Source organism: Pseudoflavitalea rhizosphaerae (assembly GCF_003991355.1).
Taxonomy (GTDB): Bacteria; Bacteroidota; Bacteroidia; order Chitinophagales; family Chitinophagaceae; genus Pseudobacter; species Pseudobacter rhizosphaerae.
Map to the genome: position 1 here is coordinate 137620 of NZ_RCSU01000005.1, position 15535 is coordinate 153154.

At 48.7% G+C, this 15535-nt stretch carries 10 protein-coding genes; 2 read left to right on the forward strand and 8 right to left on the reverse strand.

Going from position 1 to position 15535, the window contains the following annotated elements; all coding sequences use genetic code 11:
- Window positions 1-8 precede the first annotated feature (8 nt).
- Complete coding sequence (locus D9Y29_RS10395; RefSeq protein ID WP_127127746.1) at window positions 9-1709, forward strand: glycoside hydrolase family 28 protein; 1701 nt, start codon at window positions 9-11, stop codon at window positions 1707-1709.
- A gap of 158 nt (window positions 1710-1867) precedes the next feature.
- Here D9Y29_RS10395 and D9Y29_RS10400 read toward each other — a convergent pair whose 3' ends face one another.
- From D9Y29_RS10400 to D9Y29_RS10430, 7 genes are all read right to left on the reverse strand, one after another.
- Window positions 1868-3241, reverse strand: coding sequence for a TlpA family protein disulfide reductase (locus tag D9Y29_RS10400; protein WP_164735352.1), 1374 nt, complete (start codon window positions 3239-3241; stop codon window positions 1868-1870).
- A 78-nt stretch (window positions 3242-3319) separates the two neighbouring features.
- On the reverse strand, window positions 3320-4759 hold the full coding sequence (locus D9Y29_RS10405) for a PKD-like family lipoprotein (RefSeq protein WP_127127750.1): 1440 nt from the start codon (window positions 4757-4759) through the stop codon (window positions 3320-3322).
- Window positions 4760-4788: 29 nt separating this feature from the next.
- Entirely contained in the window at window positions 4789-5547 is a 759-nt protein-coding gene (locus D9Y29_RS10410) for a DUF4843 domain-containing protein (RefSeq protein ID WP_127127752.1), read from the reverse strand.
- Window positions 5548-5565: 18 nt separating this feature from the next.
- On the reverse strand, window positions 5566-7011 hold the full coding sequence (locus tag D9Y29_RS10415) for a RagB/SusD family nutrient uptake outer membrane protein (RefSeq protein WP_127127754.1): 1446 nt from the start codon (window positions 7009-7011) through the stop codon (window positions 5566-5568).
- Window positions 7012-7030: 19 nt separating this feature from the next.
- Window positions 7031-10477 carry a SusC/RagA family TonB-linked outer membrane protein gene (locus D9Y29_RS10420; protein ID WP_164735353.1) on the reverse strand — a complete coding sequence of 1149 codons (3447 nt, stop codon included), beginning with the start codon at window positions 10475-10477 and terminating at the stop codon, window positions 7031-7033.
- Window positions 10478-10689: 212 nt separating this feature from the next.
- Window positions 10690-11688 (reverse strand): FecR family protein, encoded by a 999-nt coding sequence (locus D9Y29_RS10425; protein ID WP_127127758.1) that lies wholly within the window; start codon window positions 11686-11688, stop codon window positions 10690-10692.
- Window positions 11689-11819: 131 nt separating this feature from the next.
- Window positions 11820-12404: an RNA polymerase sigma-70 factor gene (locus D9Y29_RS10430; RefSeq protein WP_164735354.1), complete on the reverse strand. Its 585-nt coding sequence runs from the start codon at window positions 12402-12404 to the stop codon at window positions 11820-11822.
- A 211-nt stretch (window positions 12405-12615) separates the two neighbouring features.
- Here D9Y29_RS10430 and D9Y29_RS10435 point away from each other — a divergent pair, with 211 nt between their 5' ends.
- The gene (locus tag D9Y29_RS10435) at window positions 12616-13707 is read left to right on the forward strand and encodes a hypothetical protein (RefSeq protein WP_127127762.1); all 1092 of its coding nucleotides are present in this window, start codon (window positions 12616-12618) and stop codon (window positions 13705-13707) included.
- Window positions 13708-14078: 371 nt separating this feature from the next.
- Here D9Y29_RS10435 and D9Y29_RS10440 read toward each other — a convergent pair whose 3' ends face one another.
- Entirely contained in the window at window positions 14079-15524 is a 1446-nt protein-coding gene (locus tag D9Y29_RS10440) for an efflux transporter outer membrane subunit (RefSeq protein WP_127127764.1), read from the reverse strand.
- Between the last annotated feature and the right edge of the window lie 11 nt (window positions 15525-15535).

The following is a 15535-nucleotide window of genomic DNA, read 5'->3' on the forward strand; positions in this document are numbered from 1 at the left end:
CTGCAATCATGAAGAACGAAAATCCTGACCCGATCACTCGCCGGCAATTGCTGGGAAAGATCACTGTTCCTGTTTTATCCCTGGCAGGTCTTTCTGCCTTCAGCACAAATGCCCTTGCCAATGGAATTGAGCCGGAAACACAGGCTGCATCTCATCTTCCCACGGTATTCCCGGTTTACAATGTGCGCGACTATGGCGCTAAAGGCGACGGCAAAACAAATGACAGTGCTGCTTTGCAGGCAGCTATCGATACCTGTCATCAGCAAAACGGCGGCATCGTGCTGGTGCCGGCAGGGGATTTCATGATCGGTACTGTACAATTAAGATCTTTTGTGACCCTGCACCTGGCGCCCAAAGCGAGATTGATGGGCAGTACATTGAAAAGCGATTACAAAGCAGGCGAAGGTATCCCTCCGGGTAACGGGAATATGGTATTGCTCTTTGCCGCCAATGCGGAAAGGATCAGTATAGAAGGTCAGGGATCCATAGATGGCAGCGGCGCTGCTTTCAACAATGGAAGGGGAGATGGCACTGGTCCGGGTGGAACGCCGGGGAATATGGACCGCCCGCATTTGCTGATCCTCTACAAATGTAAACATGTGCTGGTGCGTGATGCTTTTCTCACCAACAGTGCTTATCACTGCTTCCGCATTTTGCATTGCAGCAATGTGCAGATCCATGGCGTACGTATCCATAACCGTGTAAACCGCAACAACGACGGTTTCCATTTCAACGATTCTTCTTACGTGCATATTTCCAACTGCGATGTTGCCTGCCAGGACGATGCCTGCGCGCTCTTCGGAAGTAACCAGTTTGTAACGGTCACCAATTGCACTTTCAGTACGCGCTGGTCCATCTTCCGCTTTGGTGGCGGAAAGTCGCAGAATATCACCGTCACCAATTGCGTGATCATGGAGTCTTATGGTTGTCCTGTGAAGATCAGCACAGGGAGAGGGCAATTAGAGAATTTCATTTTTTCGAATATTATCATGCGGAATGTGACAGGGCCTGTCGGGATTGGTTTCAGCGGAACATCCAGGAACAACAACAATAACAATACGGCTGCTTCCGAACCTTCTTTCGTGCGGAATATCCAGTTCAAAAACATTCAGGCAACTGTGGTGACAGGGCCTGTGGACCATCCCGAGATCCCATTTGTGGTGAAGCCATTTCCAGGGGAAGTCAATAGTTGCATAACGCTGAATGCGATGAATGATGTGTACCTGGAGAATATCCAGTTCTCGGATATACATATTCGTTATGCAGGAGGCGGAACGGCTGCACAGGCTGCCAAAAGGGACATACCGGCTGTTGCTTCCGAGTATTTCGGGGTATGGGGAACGGAACCCTATGGCCCTCCGGCCTATGGGCTCTATGCGCGGAATGTAAAAGGACTAACCCTTAGCAATATACGATTTGAATTCCAGGAAAAGGATCTCAGGCCGGCAGTGGTAATGGATAATGTGCAGGATGCCTGGATCAGTGGATTACAGGTGATGGCGGATAAAGAAGGAGAGTCTGCATTGCGGTTGATCAATTGCCGGGAGATTTTCCTGAGCGCTCCGCGTTTGCTGAATCCCGCGAAAGTATTCCTGCAGCTGGAAGGAGAAAAATGTGAAGCGATAACATTGCAGGGAGGGGAGCTACACAAGGCAGACAAAGCCATTGCCTTTACGAGAGGTGCAGCCAGGCAAGCGCTGCTGACTTAAGTAACAGGTTGCATTTACTTAGCGGGCAGTCGCTCGCCTCTGGCGAGTGACGGTTATTTGTTCGCCTCCGGCGAACACCGCGTCGCCGGAGGCGACTAAAAAAAAGTCACTCGCCAGAGGCGAGCGACTGTTCCCTGAGTAAATGAGCACAGCTGCGTTTACAAATATTGTTCCACCAGTTTTTTCAGTTCGGGTGTGCTTGGGCGTGGTGCATCCACAGTTACGATCTTTCCTGCTTTATCGAACACCATAAAACGTGGAATACCGGGGATCTTGTAATAGCTGATCACGGATTTGCCGGAAGGATCATAGAGCTGAACGCCGTCCAACTCTTCCTCTGCAACAAATTTTTTCCATTTTTCTTTGTCGGCTTCCTTGTCTGTGCTGATGCTGACGAATACCACATCTTTCCCTTTCATTTCTTCTGTGAGTGTTTTCAGATGGGGGATCTCTGCTTTGCAAGGGCCGCACCAGGTAGCCCAAACGTCCACCACTACTATCTTTCCTGCAAGTGATTTCAGGCTAACTTTTTTCCCGTTGATATCTTCGAGATCAAAATTATAGCCGGGGGCGCCCTTCTGGTATTTCACCAGCTTTTCCATGGCTTCTTCTTTCATCGCCAATTGTCTTTCTGTATAAAGGAACTGGCCATATTTGTTGATGTTGGTCAGTACTTCTTCGTAAGATCTGCCGGTGACAAGGCGCCTGGCCACGAGGTCGCCTTTTAAAGTATCGTTGGCAACCTGTTCCAAAATGAAGTCGAACATTTTTTCCCTTTCCGGTTTGGGATCGGATAGTAACATTTTGAATGTAGGGAAGCCGGAGAGGAGGTCCTGTCCTTCGCCCAGTGCATAGATACGTGTTGTGTTCAGTATGTTCGACTTTGCGACCTGCTGATAGTAAGCAGGGTAATCGGTCCGCTGCGGATGTGCAGACCTGGGTTGCAACAGGAACATCACGGCCATGGATTGCATATCGGCATCCACCGTGAAGCGCAGCAATTCGTTGAAAGATTTGTTGGGGCTGTTGATCTTCTTTTTGAAGGCTTCAGCTTTGGGCAGCATGGCTTCCAGCATGGGAAAGAAACTGCGGTAGGTGCAGGTGTCGGCCAGGCGGCGGTATTGTGAATTGTCGTTGCTCATACTCCTGCTCATGGCGCGGAGAGGTGCGCGTAAGTTCTCCCATTCCAGCAGGAGCTTGCTTTCTGCTGATGCGTTGCGTAACTGGTAGCCGGAATCCGTTACCAGCAGGTTGAGCTTTGCGCCGGGGGACAGGTAAATGCGAACGCCGCCTCGCTGCGCATCATTGCCCAGATAATAAAAACCTGCTTTGGCTGCTGGTAGTTGAAAGGCGAAATTGTTGCCGGCGCTGAGTTTGGTTTTAGCGAACTCTTCGCGTTCGCCATCTTTCACTTCGTACAGGGATACGGCCACTGCTTTGGTCCTGTTGTAAATGCCTTGTACAATGGCAGGTGCTTGTTGTGCTGCGGACATAAAGGGAAAAAGCAATGGCAGGACAAAATAATATTTCATCGATGAAAATCTTAAAATGAATGAGGGAAAAGCCGGCCACCCGGAAGATGTCCGGGTAACCGGCATTGGGCTTATTGTTTAGGGTTGGGGCTTAAAAGTTACATCATGGATCAATCCGAACCCATCGAATACTTTGCTGTAAGTGCCTCCGGTGAAGTCGCCGGTGGCTTCCACGCCGAACAGGTAAACCTTGCCTTCGCTTCCTTCTTTGGTGGCGGCCATGATCACGCGGTTGTTATCAGGGTCAGAACTGTTTTTGGGGTTTGCGTACCATTTCAGGCTCCTTACTTCTGTGCCTGACGGGAATGTATAAATGAGGCGCTGGAGTTTCCCGGGAATGTCCCAGATGTATAACTGGTTGTTATAAGCGAAATAAATATGAGGGACCATTCGTGAAGCGAGGAATTTACCAGCGGATTGAAGAGGCAGTCCGGCAGGCAATGTGTCTGATGATATCCCGTAGCTGTTGGTGCCCTGTGAAAGACCTGTGCAAACGAAAAGCGAGTCCTTGGTGTTGCTTTCGAACACGGAAACAAAATTACTTCCTGTTCCCGGACCTGCGTAGAGCAGTCTCTTGCCTACATTGTTCAGGTTCCACACATCGGTAGGTTTGGCGCTGGCCACGGTTTGTAATGAGAAGTCGCTTCCTGAACGGAACCAGAAGCGTTGCGCGATGGTATCATAGAAAATAAAACCATAAACACTGCTGGATATCTGGTAGGGCGCCAGGTAATAATCCCCGATAGTGGCCACTCCATATTTGTAGGGAGGAGGCGTGATGAGGTTAACGCCATAGGCCCTGGTGCTGGTGAGGAAATGCTCTTCGCCGCCATTTGTGAAAACGGCCAGCGGGGCTTCAGTAGCAGGCGGAATGAAGAACCAATCATTAAACCTGCTCTCGATGGTGAAATTGGAAACACTGGCTTGTAAGCCGCTTCCCGGTGTGAACAGGTAAACCATTTGTGCTGTTCTTCTCTGGAAGACGGTGATGGAACCTTTCCCGGCGGAAAGGAACTGGTTGTTGTTCGCTTTCGAGAAAATATTGTGAATAGTGGTGTCGGAAGGAAGGATCATCGATACATCGTTATGTCCATCCTTTTCATTCAATACCAGCCAGCCTTCATTGAAGGCGCTCATTACGTTTACGGAGAACTTCTTGTAAAAGCTCACATTGGTATTGTTGTCTGTGATGAAAAGGTCCAGCACGTAGGAACCGGGTGCATCGGTGATGAGCGCCCGAAGATTGGCCGAATTACCGATATGTTTCCTGTAAGGTGCAGCGCTTGAAGGATAGAATACCCAGTCGTAAGTGATGCCCTTTGCTGCCGGCATGGTCTGGTTTACTTCGAGATCTATCTTCAATGAGTCCTGCACCATCACGAAATAAGTATCCGGGATATCTTTCTGGATGGAAATGGAATTGATATCATTATAAGTGTAATTGCCTTTATCTTTTATACAACCCTGCATCGATGCCATTGTCAGTGCGGCAATGGAAAGGGAATAGAATAATTTCATACTGTTTGATTTAATCTGAGGTAAAAGGATCAGAATTCCACGATGTTTCCGTTCTCATCGATCATGCTGCCATGCTCTGCTTCGTATTTGTCCAGTTCCTGGCGCATGAGCTGCTGGTAGGCTATAAACTGGCCATAGGGAAGGCCGGTAGGGCCTGAAGGGAATTCACCCCTGCCGATTACATCGATAATAAATCGGTATTTCACCTGGCTGTAATTGCCAAAGAAATACACGAGGAATGAATCCCAGTTGGAAGGCTTGGTAAGAAAATCGTTGATCCTTACCAGCATTCGAACAGATCCCCCGGTGAGCTTCACTGTTGAATTTGCTGAAGGCGTGTCGTACAGGCCGGGATTGAAATCCTCTGAAGGAATGATCTCCAGCACCAGGCGTTTTTCCATGGTTTTCATTTCAGCACTGCGGAGTACAACCAGCACGATGGAATCATTGTAATGTCCTGCGCGAACAATTGCCGAAAGAATGTTGTAGTCAGTTCCTTCCACGGCGGTGGTGCTGTCTGCAACAGGTTTGAGATTTATTTTCCTGTCCCTGTCGGTTGCAACGCCTGAAATACGAACAGGTAGTTTGATGGTATCTTTCGTCCGTTCAGGAGGCATAATGGCGAAAGAATACAGGAAGCTGTCTTTTTTCGGATCATCGAACCTTTTATAAAAATGGACCATGGGCTTCTCTTCAAAAGAGGTTAGCTCGCTTTTCTTACAGGAGGTAAAAGCCGCCAGGACCAGCGCCGGCAGTATGATGTATAATGAATGTTTTCTGCAAAACATAAAACTCGTTTTTAGAGATTAATAATCGCCGTATTCTTTTTCCACTTCAGGAATAGGCAATACATAGCTTGCGGGTGTGGTTGCGAGATTGCCGTTTGCAATTGTAATGATGCGTGTGCCGTTCTTTCTTTTGAAATAATAGAAGTTCTGGCCTTCTGCATAACATTCTTTCTTGATCTCTTTCCTGAGCTCGGTATCCAGCGTGGTGGCTGTTTGGCTAAGGGACAATTGTGTGAGTCCGCGGGCCTGTCTTATAATATTGAGATAAGTAGTTCCCTCTTCAGGGGTGGGGGCAGCTTCAGCAGCTATATAATACATTTCTGAAACCCTTATCAATGGAATGTTCTTGCGGAGATAATCACTTTCAGGACTGCTGGAAACAATATTGAACTGACTGTACTTCATGGTAGCCCAGGCAGAACCGGTGGCGCTGAACAGGTAATTGTAACGGATATCGGTACTGTTTCCCGCTGCGGTTTCGTACAAATTCTTCAGGTGTGTTTCAGTCAATGGAAGTGTGGCCGGGCCACCTTGAATATTGCCGAGAAAGTGAGACTCAGACAAAGCCTGAAGGTTGTTGATGAACACGGCAAACAGGTGCTCGTTGGCGTAAGTGTAGTCCCTGTTGTAAGTAGCGGATGCCTGAGAAAGAGTAACAAATGGAAAGTTTGCCGCCTGGTTGTTGATCACTTCCAGCGCAGCAGCCAGCGCTGCCGGCTTATCTCCCTTGTACAGGTTGATCCTGGCCTGCAATCCTTTCACCGCCCAGTAATTCATATGGTGGCGCGTGAAAGACTTGTAGGGGTCTGCAAGGTCATAGTTCTTCACCAGTGACTTGTCTTCCGCCAGCAATCCCTCTGCAATTGCCAGGTCTGCAAGACATTTCTCTATCACTTCGTTCACGGTGAGTACCGGGAATACCTTCACTTTAAAAAGTGTAACATAGGGAATGGCTTTCGCTTCTGCATTGGCTGCGGGCGACATACCGAACAACCTCAACAGGTCGAAATGCAGGAAGGCGCGCATGGCAAGGGCTTCGCCCTTTAACTGGTTCTTATAACGTCCGCTGAACCGGATATTATTGGAATCGAGATGGGTGAGTATCTGGTTGATGTTGCCGATATTGGCGTACATATCCTGCCAGATACTGTCTGCATACTTCCTTGCGGAAGGATCCAGGAAATTCAGTTTAACGGCCTGCGCATAGTTGGCATCCGAGGTATTGATATTATAGCACTGGCCTGCCACGTCAAGGAACCCGAAAGTGAGGTTCCTGCCATATGTTTTGGCATCGCTGAGTTTTATGTAAACTCCCAGCATGGCGTCTTTGAAACCTGATTCAGTGGCAAACTGGTCGCGTTCACTGATGGTGGTCTCAGGTTGTACGTCCAGCCATTTGTTACATCCCGTGGCTATCAGCAGGGAAATTGCAGTAACAGTGTATATGATCTTGTTGAGTTTCATGCTTTGAAAATTGTCCGGTTTAGAAATTGGTAACCAGGTTGAAGGTGAATGTTCTCGCGAAAGGATAATCCAGCCCGCGTTCCATTTCAATGCTGGACCAGCGTGTGATATTATTGGCAATGAACGAGAACCTGGTGGTTTTGAGCTTTGCTTTCCGGCTGATCTTGTCGGGTAGCTGGTAACTGGCGGAAAGTGAACTGAGGTTGATGAAATTGTTCTTTTGCAGGAACCTGCTGGTAACATAAGTCCTCGTAGAAACTGTAAAGCCGTTTTCATCACGCAGCCCTTTGTATTGTGTAATATCTCCCGGGTTCTTCCAACGTTCGGTGAGTACGCGTTTGTCTGCCTGCCAGGTGAGGTTCACATTCTCCACGCGGTCAGCCAGGGTTTGGTTGTAGATCTGCACATCTGTCTGGAAACTGCAGGCAACGCTCAGCGTTATATTCCTGAATGTAACGCTGCTGCCGAAATTGCCAAAGAGGCCGCCTGTTGGATCACCGATGATCACTTTATCCCTGGGGTCCCAGGTATACGTGATCTTGTTGTCAGCTGTCAGGAACATTTCGCGACCGGTGCTGGGATCGATGCCGAGCGAACGTACACCCCAGATAGCGTCAGGGCTTTGGCCTTCCACGTACTTGTTCTGCGGACGGACCTGTTTGTATTGATCGGCGCCTGAAGTCGGATTCTGATCATTCAATTCGTTCAGTTTCTTCAGGGAATTGGAAATGCTCAGGATCTTTGATTTATTGGAGTTCGCGTTCACGAATACTGTCCAGTATACGCTCCGTTTAGTCTGGTGGATGATATTGTATTTGAGAGAAAATTCGTAGCCGATATTCTGCAGGCTGCCGATATTTTCTTTATAACTGGTAACACCAACCGAAGGAGGGGTATTAACGTCCAGCAATAACCTGTCTGTATTAGTAACATAGAAATCGCCGTTCACCTGCAGGCGTTGATTGAACATGGTGAGGTCCAAGCCGATATTCTTTTTCACGGCCTGTTGCCAGCTGAGATCCGGGTTGCCATAGGTAGAGAGATTGGTACCTGGAACGCCGTGGAAGCTGGTATTGGTGAAATAGTTATAGGTAGTGATGGCCTGGTTGGTATTGAAACGGTCATCGCCGGTAGTACCGATAGAACCACGGATCCTTAATTGATCCACCTGTGGAATTCCGGTGAAGAATTCTTCCTTGTGCAGGTTCCAGGAACCGCCGAGGCTCCAGAAGGCTGCAAAGCGATTATTACTGCCGAACTGCGAAGCCCCATCAAAACGAATACTTCCTTCCACTGCATAGCGCTGGTCCCATGTGAAGCTGAAGTTCTCTCCAAAAGAGACCCTCCTGGAGATATCCTTGTATCCGCTAGGCTTTGAGTTCTCCGGATAACTATTGCCGAAAAGGATATCATCAAGCCTCTCGTGAGGGAAACCTATCACTGAGTAACTTTGCCCGCTCCTGTTGGATTGGTTCAACTCGGCGAGAGCAGTGTTGAAGATCTGCCCGCGGCCGATGCGGTGACTGTAATCGAATTTCAACCTGGATTGCAGATTGAAGAACTTCGTATAGGTCTTACTGTAAGAGCCACGTTTGAGCGGATTGGTCTCATTTACAAACCTGGTATGTTGTGAAGGCAGGAACTCATCATACTCTTCGGTCTGTTTGGTGATGCCTACGCTGCCGGTGATCCTGAAGCCATTGCCCACGTTCCATTCGATCTCGGTATTGTTGCTGATATTGTTGTATTCATTGTTATCGATCACATTGAGCGTTGCATTGAATAAAGGATTGGTATAAGCTGTTCCTTCTTCGAACTGCTCCAGGACCTTCACGGGGTTGCCGGCATCGTCATAAGGCGCCCAGTAAGGATTCTGCCTGCTGTAATCGCTGAAATTACCGTATGGAGAGTTAATAGCTTTTCCTGAACCGATGCTCATCGCATTACGGAAGTTGAGGCCACGGTAACGGTAGGAAAGGGTCATATCTCCTGAATAGATATTGCGGCTGCTGCCTTTCATCACACCTGCATCACTCTTGTAGTTGACGTTGAGCTGGTAGCGCATGTACTGGTCGCCGCCACCCAGATTCAACGAGTGGTTGCTGCCAACGCCGTTCCTGAGGGGGAGCGACATCCAGTCTGTATTCACACCTTTTGCCACCAGTGATTCACGGTAGGAGCGAAGCCTTCTCCAGTAAGCATCCGAAGAAGCGCCAGGTTCGGTTTCGCTTGCATATTGTGTATATATGCCTGCGATCTTTTCCACTTCCAGTTTTTCCCTTGCATTCAGCAGATCGTATACTGAGAGGTCCGGTCCGGTGATATTGAGGCTGCCGCTGTAGGATGCCTGCAGTTTTCCGGGAGCCGGTTGCCTGGTGTCTACGATGATCACGCCATTGGAAGCGCGCGAACCATACATGCTGGTTGCGGCGGCATCTTTCAGAATGGTATAAGAAGCGATGCGGTTGATGTCGAGGTCATAGATCTTTTGCAGGCTCACTTCAAATCCGTCGAGGATGAAGATCGGCTGGTTGGGATTGGAACTATAACTGGCCATGAAATCAGCGCCTGATTGCGGCACAGAAGAAGTGGCGCCCAGTGATTGTGTAAAGTTATTGCTGCCCCTGATGCTGATATTGGGCAATTGATTGGGGTCACTGCCGAACTGGATATTATCTGGTATCCGGATGGAAGGATCAAATAGCTTGATGGCGGAAAGTGCGTTGGTCATGCTCATGGCCCGGATCTGATCACCGGAAATGGTGGTGGCAGCACCGGTAAAGCTTTCTTTCGGGCGCTTATAGATCCCCGTGGTGATCACTTCTGTCATCGCCTGAGCGCGCGGCTTCATAGACACGAACATCTGGCCATCGTAATCGACGCGCATTTCGGTAGGCTCGTAACCGATCTGGGTGAAGGTTAAGAATATAGCGCCTTTCGGAACTTTGATGGTGAAATAGCCATCGGGGTCGGACATGGTACTGATGCGTCTGCCCTTTACCGTTACTGAAGCATTCGGGACCGGTTCTCCGAGTTTTTCACTGGAGGTTACACGCCCCTTCACAATAACTGAAGGCACTGTATCATACACCGGCATCAATACTACCAGGGGTTTGCCTCCTTCAAATGTTACCACCGGCCTGAAAGGAGTGGCAGGCCTGCGTACCAGTACGATATTATTGTTACGCTGCACATACGAAAGCCCGGCTGGTTCAAGCACATAAGCCAGTACTTTGAGTAATTGCTCGTTGGTAGCTTCGTAATTGATCAACGGGCTGTTGGCCACATCGGTACTGCGCCAGGTGAAGTTGAACTTCGTCGTTTTCTCCAGTTCCCGCAATACCTTTTTCAACGGCATGTTCGTAAAACGGACCGTCATCCTTTCTTTAAGGTTTTGCCCTGAACTGGTGTTTGCGAGTGTCACCAGGCAGGTAAGGAATGCAACTGATAGCAGGGTTACACGCATAAGCAGTCTGGAATTGAAGCAGTTAATTTTGGACAAGGCAAATACCCTGTCCCGGCCTTTGCCGGAATCCAATAAAAGCATAGCTTTACTAAGTTTTGTTAATTCGAAATGGGTTTAATAAAACATCCACCGTTATCGGGTGCCACCGGTAACGGTTTCTTTTTTGGGTCAATCCCTTGTTTTGGTCATCAGTTGATCTGGTTTAATGGTTCTTATTTCTGTATGATTATGTATTTGCCATTCTTCTTTTCAAAACTTGCTCCCAGTGAAAGAGAGATATTGTCCAACGCATTTTCCAGGCCCGAGTTCTTGTCGCAGGTAGTGCTCAGGTTTTCCTGCAGCAATGCTTTGTCTTCCACTTCTATCTGTGCGCTGAAATGTCGTTCCAGGTCCAGCAGTATCTCTTTCAATGGCTGGTCCCGGTAATGGAGTTTGCCTGCTTTCCATTCTGCAACTTCTGTTTCCTTCACTGTTTTCAGTTCAGCATCTTCCTTTGCGATGGAAGGCACCATTACGGCCTGGCCCGGTGTTAATGTTGCCATCAGTTTGTTGGACTTGCTTACCTGTACTTTTCCGCGCTTCACTTCTACACGAACATCTTGTTGATCAGGGTAAGCGCGGATATTGAAAGCGGTGCCCAATACTTTGGTTACTACATTGCCGGTATAGATCAGGAAAGGTATTTTCTCTGCATGCTTCACATCGAAGTACGCTTCTCCCTTAAGGTATACCACGCGCGTGGCGCCATCGAAAGAAGGAGGATAAGTGAGCTCACTGGCGGCATTGAGCCAGACCTGTGTGCCATCGGAAAGCACGAGATGTTTCTGTTCTTTCTTTTCGGTGGATTTGGTTACGGTCTGCGCCAGATGATTGGTTTGCACATTGCCGCTTTGCTTCAGTAATGCCCAGGTTATCAGTGACGCCACCAGCAGGATGGCTGCTGCGGCGGCAAGCCTGAACGGACTTCGCACCGTGCGTTTCGGCCCGGGCTCCGTCTGTACCGGTTGTTCGGGTAACAGACTGCCGGTTGCATCCACCCAGGTATGCGAAGGGAGGGTTTGCTCCACCTCTTTGTAAACTTTTTGCAGCATGGCGCGGACTGGTTCTTCCTGCTGATTGTTCTGCAGCAGGTCCATCAGCTCGTTGAACTCCTGTTTTGTGCAGGTGCCATCCAGGAATTTTTGAAAAAGGATCTCGGTTCTGTTCGTCATATGAAGGTGTGACGGACAGCTTGCAAAAATCTACCAGTGTAATTGAAAAAAAATTTTGAACGACCAGAAATGATGACCGTATCCTGTTCAATACGGGCTGGAAACGGTACAGGACTTCAGCAGTGCAGTCATTATGGAAGAATGGAAAGGAACCCTGAAATATTCCGCTTCACATAAGAACCGATCTGTTTGATGGCTTCGGCCAGGTGATTGCGGACAGTATTGGGAGATAGCTGGAGTTTGTCGGCAATTTCTTTCTGCCTGAGACCCTCATCTTTGTTCATCAGGTAAACAGTGCGGCGCTGCGGAGGGAGTTGTTTGATGGCATCGCGGATAATGCTATGATATTCTTTTTTCTCCAGGAGCTGTTCTTCGCCATTATTGGCGCGTTGCAGTTGTTCCCACAATGCCTGCCTGTATTCCTTGCGGGTGGCGCTGGCTCGTAAGTGGTCGTACACGCGGTTTTCCGTAAGCCTGTAGAGGAATGCATTGATGTTCTCGATCTCGGGAAGTTTGCTGCGGATGATCCATAATTTCAGGAATACGTCCTGGATAATATCCCTGGCCGTAGCATCTGAACGAAGGATCTTCATGATGAAAACATAGAGGCGTTGCTCATATTCACGGAATAGCTCCTGGAACAGTTGTTCCTGAAGATCCTCATGGTGACCCGGGTCGTTATTGGCATTAGGGGTATTCACTTGCAGTGCGGCCAAAATACAATTTATTTCAATGTGATCATGAAAATTTAATATTCCCTGTTACCGTTTCAGGTGCCAGTAAATCTTTGGTAGTCGTAATTAATTGATATTAAATATTGTAAAAGTTTAATATATTGCCGGATATCATTTCCTCATTCATTATTCTCCCCGTCATGTTTTAGCTCCTCCCGTATTTCTATTTACCACACGAGTAAATTCTTACTTTATGCTAAAACAATTCTATTTCGTTTGTGCCTTGCTGTTATCATTCTATTCCGGGTTTTCACAGGCTTTCACAATTACCGAGGCTGATCTGCTGACGGCGCCGGGTCCTGCGTTTACCATTCCGTCGGGAACTGTTCTTTGTATCAATGCTGATTTTTGTATGGGGGCAACGTCCAACTTTCCAGGGGCCTGTGCAAATTCAAATATCAGTTCTATTACAGTAGAGGGAACGCTTCGCATCAAAAGCAATATTACTTTCCGTTATGCAGGCACCATCGATGGTAATGGGACCATTGAAATAGAGGACAGGGGAAGGATCAATCTCAATGGCTCCATCAATTGCGCCAGTGGTCTAGACCTTCTGGCGGTTGATCGTACCATTGCCAGTGGCACAAGTACGGTTAATATGCCCAGTTGTAATGCTGCAGCCTGTGAGCCGGCGTTTTCCGATGGTTATGCTCCAATCGGAATCGTTACTGCGGGCCTGGGCTATACCAGTTCCGGTTGTTCGGTCACCGGCGTTCCTCCAATCAATACATTACCGGTGAAACTGCAGGATTTCCGCGCCGTGGCAGAAGGGGGCCGGGTGAAACTAAGCTGGACAACAACCAGCGAGCAGAACAACAAAGGCTTTGAAGTGCAACGGAGCCGGGAAGGTGGTAACTGGCAATACGCGGGATGGGTACACTCCAAAGCATTGGATGGGAATAGCGCTGTGCCGGTCGGTTATGGTTTTGCAGATCCGGATGCAGGCAATTTTACAACTATCCATTACCGTTTGAAGCAGCTGGATGTGGATAATGTTTCATGGTATTCACCTGTTATCAGGGTAGAAGCATTGAGCGTAAACGACTGGCGTGTGAGCCAGTCGGGGCAGGATATCCAGGTGCAGGTGCAATCCGTTTCATCGGAGAATCTTATGATCAGTGTTGTGAGTGTTTCAGGTATGAGACTTTACTCAGGAAAACATTCGGTTAATCCTGGCAGTAATATGATCCTGATCCCGGCAGTGTCTTTTTCGAAAGGTCTGGTGGTAGTGACGTTGCAAAGAAGCGGTGGAGAATTGAAACGGGAAAAGATATTACTCCGTTGATGATATCATCGCGGCGTATATTTTATGGAAGCTTGAGGATACTGCAATAGTAAGTATTACGGGGTAAAAAAAGCCGCCCAAACGGACGGCGCCCTATGTAGATCGACCCCTGCTGAATTAATTGTTAAGGAGATAAAGATGTAATATTCTTCAATGATAAATACAATCCGCTTATTTTCCGGCCAGTTCCGTTTATTGAACGGTAAAAAACAATGCGGCCCGGATTCAGACCTGATCACTGAGGCTGCGCGGACTGACCATATTCCGGCAGAGAGCCGGATTTGCTCGCCGGCGAGCCACCGGCCACTGCGAAAAGAAAGGGCCATCTCCTGCGAGACGGCCCTTCAACTTCAACCGATACCCATACATATTTATTTGTAACCCCCGCCCAGCGAGCGGTAGAGCTCAACAACAACGCCGAGCTGGCTGCGCTGGATGGTGGCCACATTAAGCTCTGCCTGCAGTGCATTGGTCTGCGCGGTGATCACTTCAAGATAATTCGCCATGTCTGATTTGAACAGCAACTGCGCATTCTGCACGGCGGAACGCAATGTGTCTACCTGTGCATCGGCAATTACGCGCTGCTCTTTGAGTTTGGCAGTCCGGGTCAGCGCATTGCTCACTTCTGAAGTGGCCTGCAATACACTCTGACGGAAATTGGCCACTGCTTCTTCACGCTGCAATTTGGCAACCTCATAATTGGTTTTGAGATTGCGGCGATTGAAGATGGGTTGCAGGATGGTGCCTGCGGCCATGCCAAACAAAGAATTGGGAACACTCCACCAGTTGCTGGCCTTGAAAGATTCAAGACCACCACCTGCTGTAATATTGAGCGCAGGATACATATTGGCCTGCTGCAATCCTACTCGTGCATTGGCAACGGTGAGGGCCATTTCGCTGCTGCGAACATCGGGCCTGCGGCTTACCATGGCAATGGGAAGACCGGCAGATAATTGTTCGCGCAGGGTTTGCTGGCTCAGCGTGCTTCTGCCTTCGATGCTGCCGGGATTTTGTCCGGTAAGCAACTGCAGTGCATTTTCCTGCATCACGATACTCTCTTCCAGTTGCGGGATCAGCAGGGCAGTGGCCTGCCTTTGAGATTCCACCTGCTGAACGGCCAGGGTGGTAACGGAGCCGCCATCGCGGAGTGCACGGGTGGCCAGCACCAGGCTATCGTTCAACAAAAGGTTGTTCTTTGTGATCTCAAGCTGCTTATCAAGCATCAGGAGATTGTAATAACCCTGAGCAATATCCGAAATCAGCTGTGTCTGCACCGCTTTTACGGCTTCCTGCTGTTGCAGGTAGGAAGCGATGGTCACTTCCTGCTGACGGCGGATCTTACCCCAGATATCTGCTTCCCAGCTGAAGTTCAGCGAGGTCACATAATTCTCAACATAAGATTTGCCGAGGAAGGTGCCAACACTGAGACCGTTCAAACTATTGTCAGACGGGCGGTTGATGCTTCCCTGGATCTGAAGGTTCACATCCGGTAATTGCAGCAGCTTCGCTTGCCTGACCTGCTGTTGCGCCTGGTCCATTCTTTTGATGGCGGCCTGCAGGTTATTGTTATAAGTGATGCCTTTGCTGATCAATGCCTGCAATGCGGGATCAGTAAAGAATTCTTTCCATTCTATATCCGCAATGCTGCTGGTGTCTGCGTAGCTCACGGAATTGGCGGAGTCCGCAGCACTGAACTGTTGCGGCAAAGGCAGTTCAGGACGCTGATAGTTCTTGCCTACTTTGCAGGCGGATAAGAATCCTGCAAGGGCCAGCGCCACAGCAATGCTTTTATATAATTTGGTGTTGATGGTTGTCATACTTCGATTAT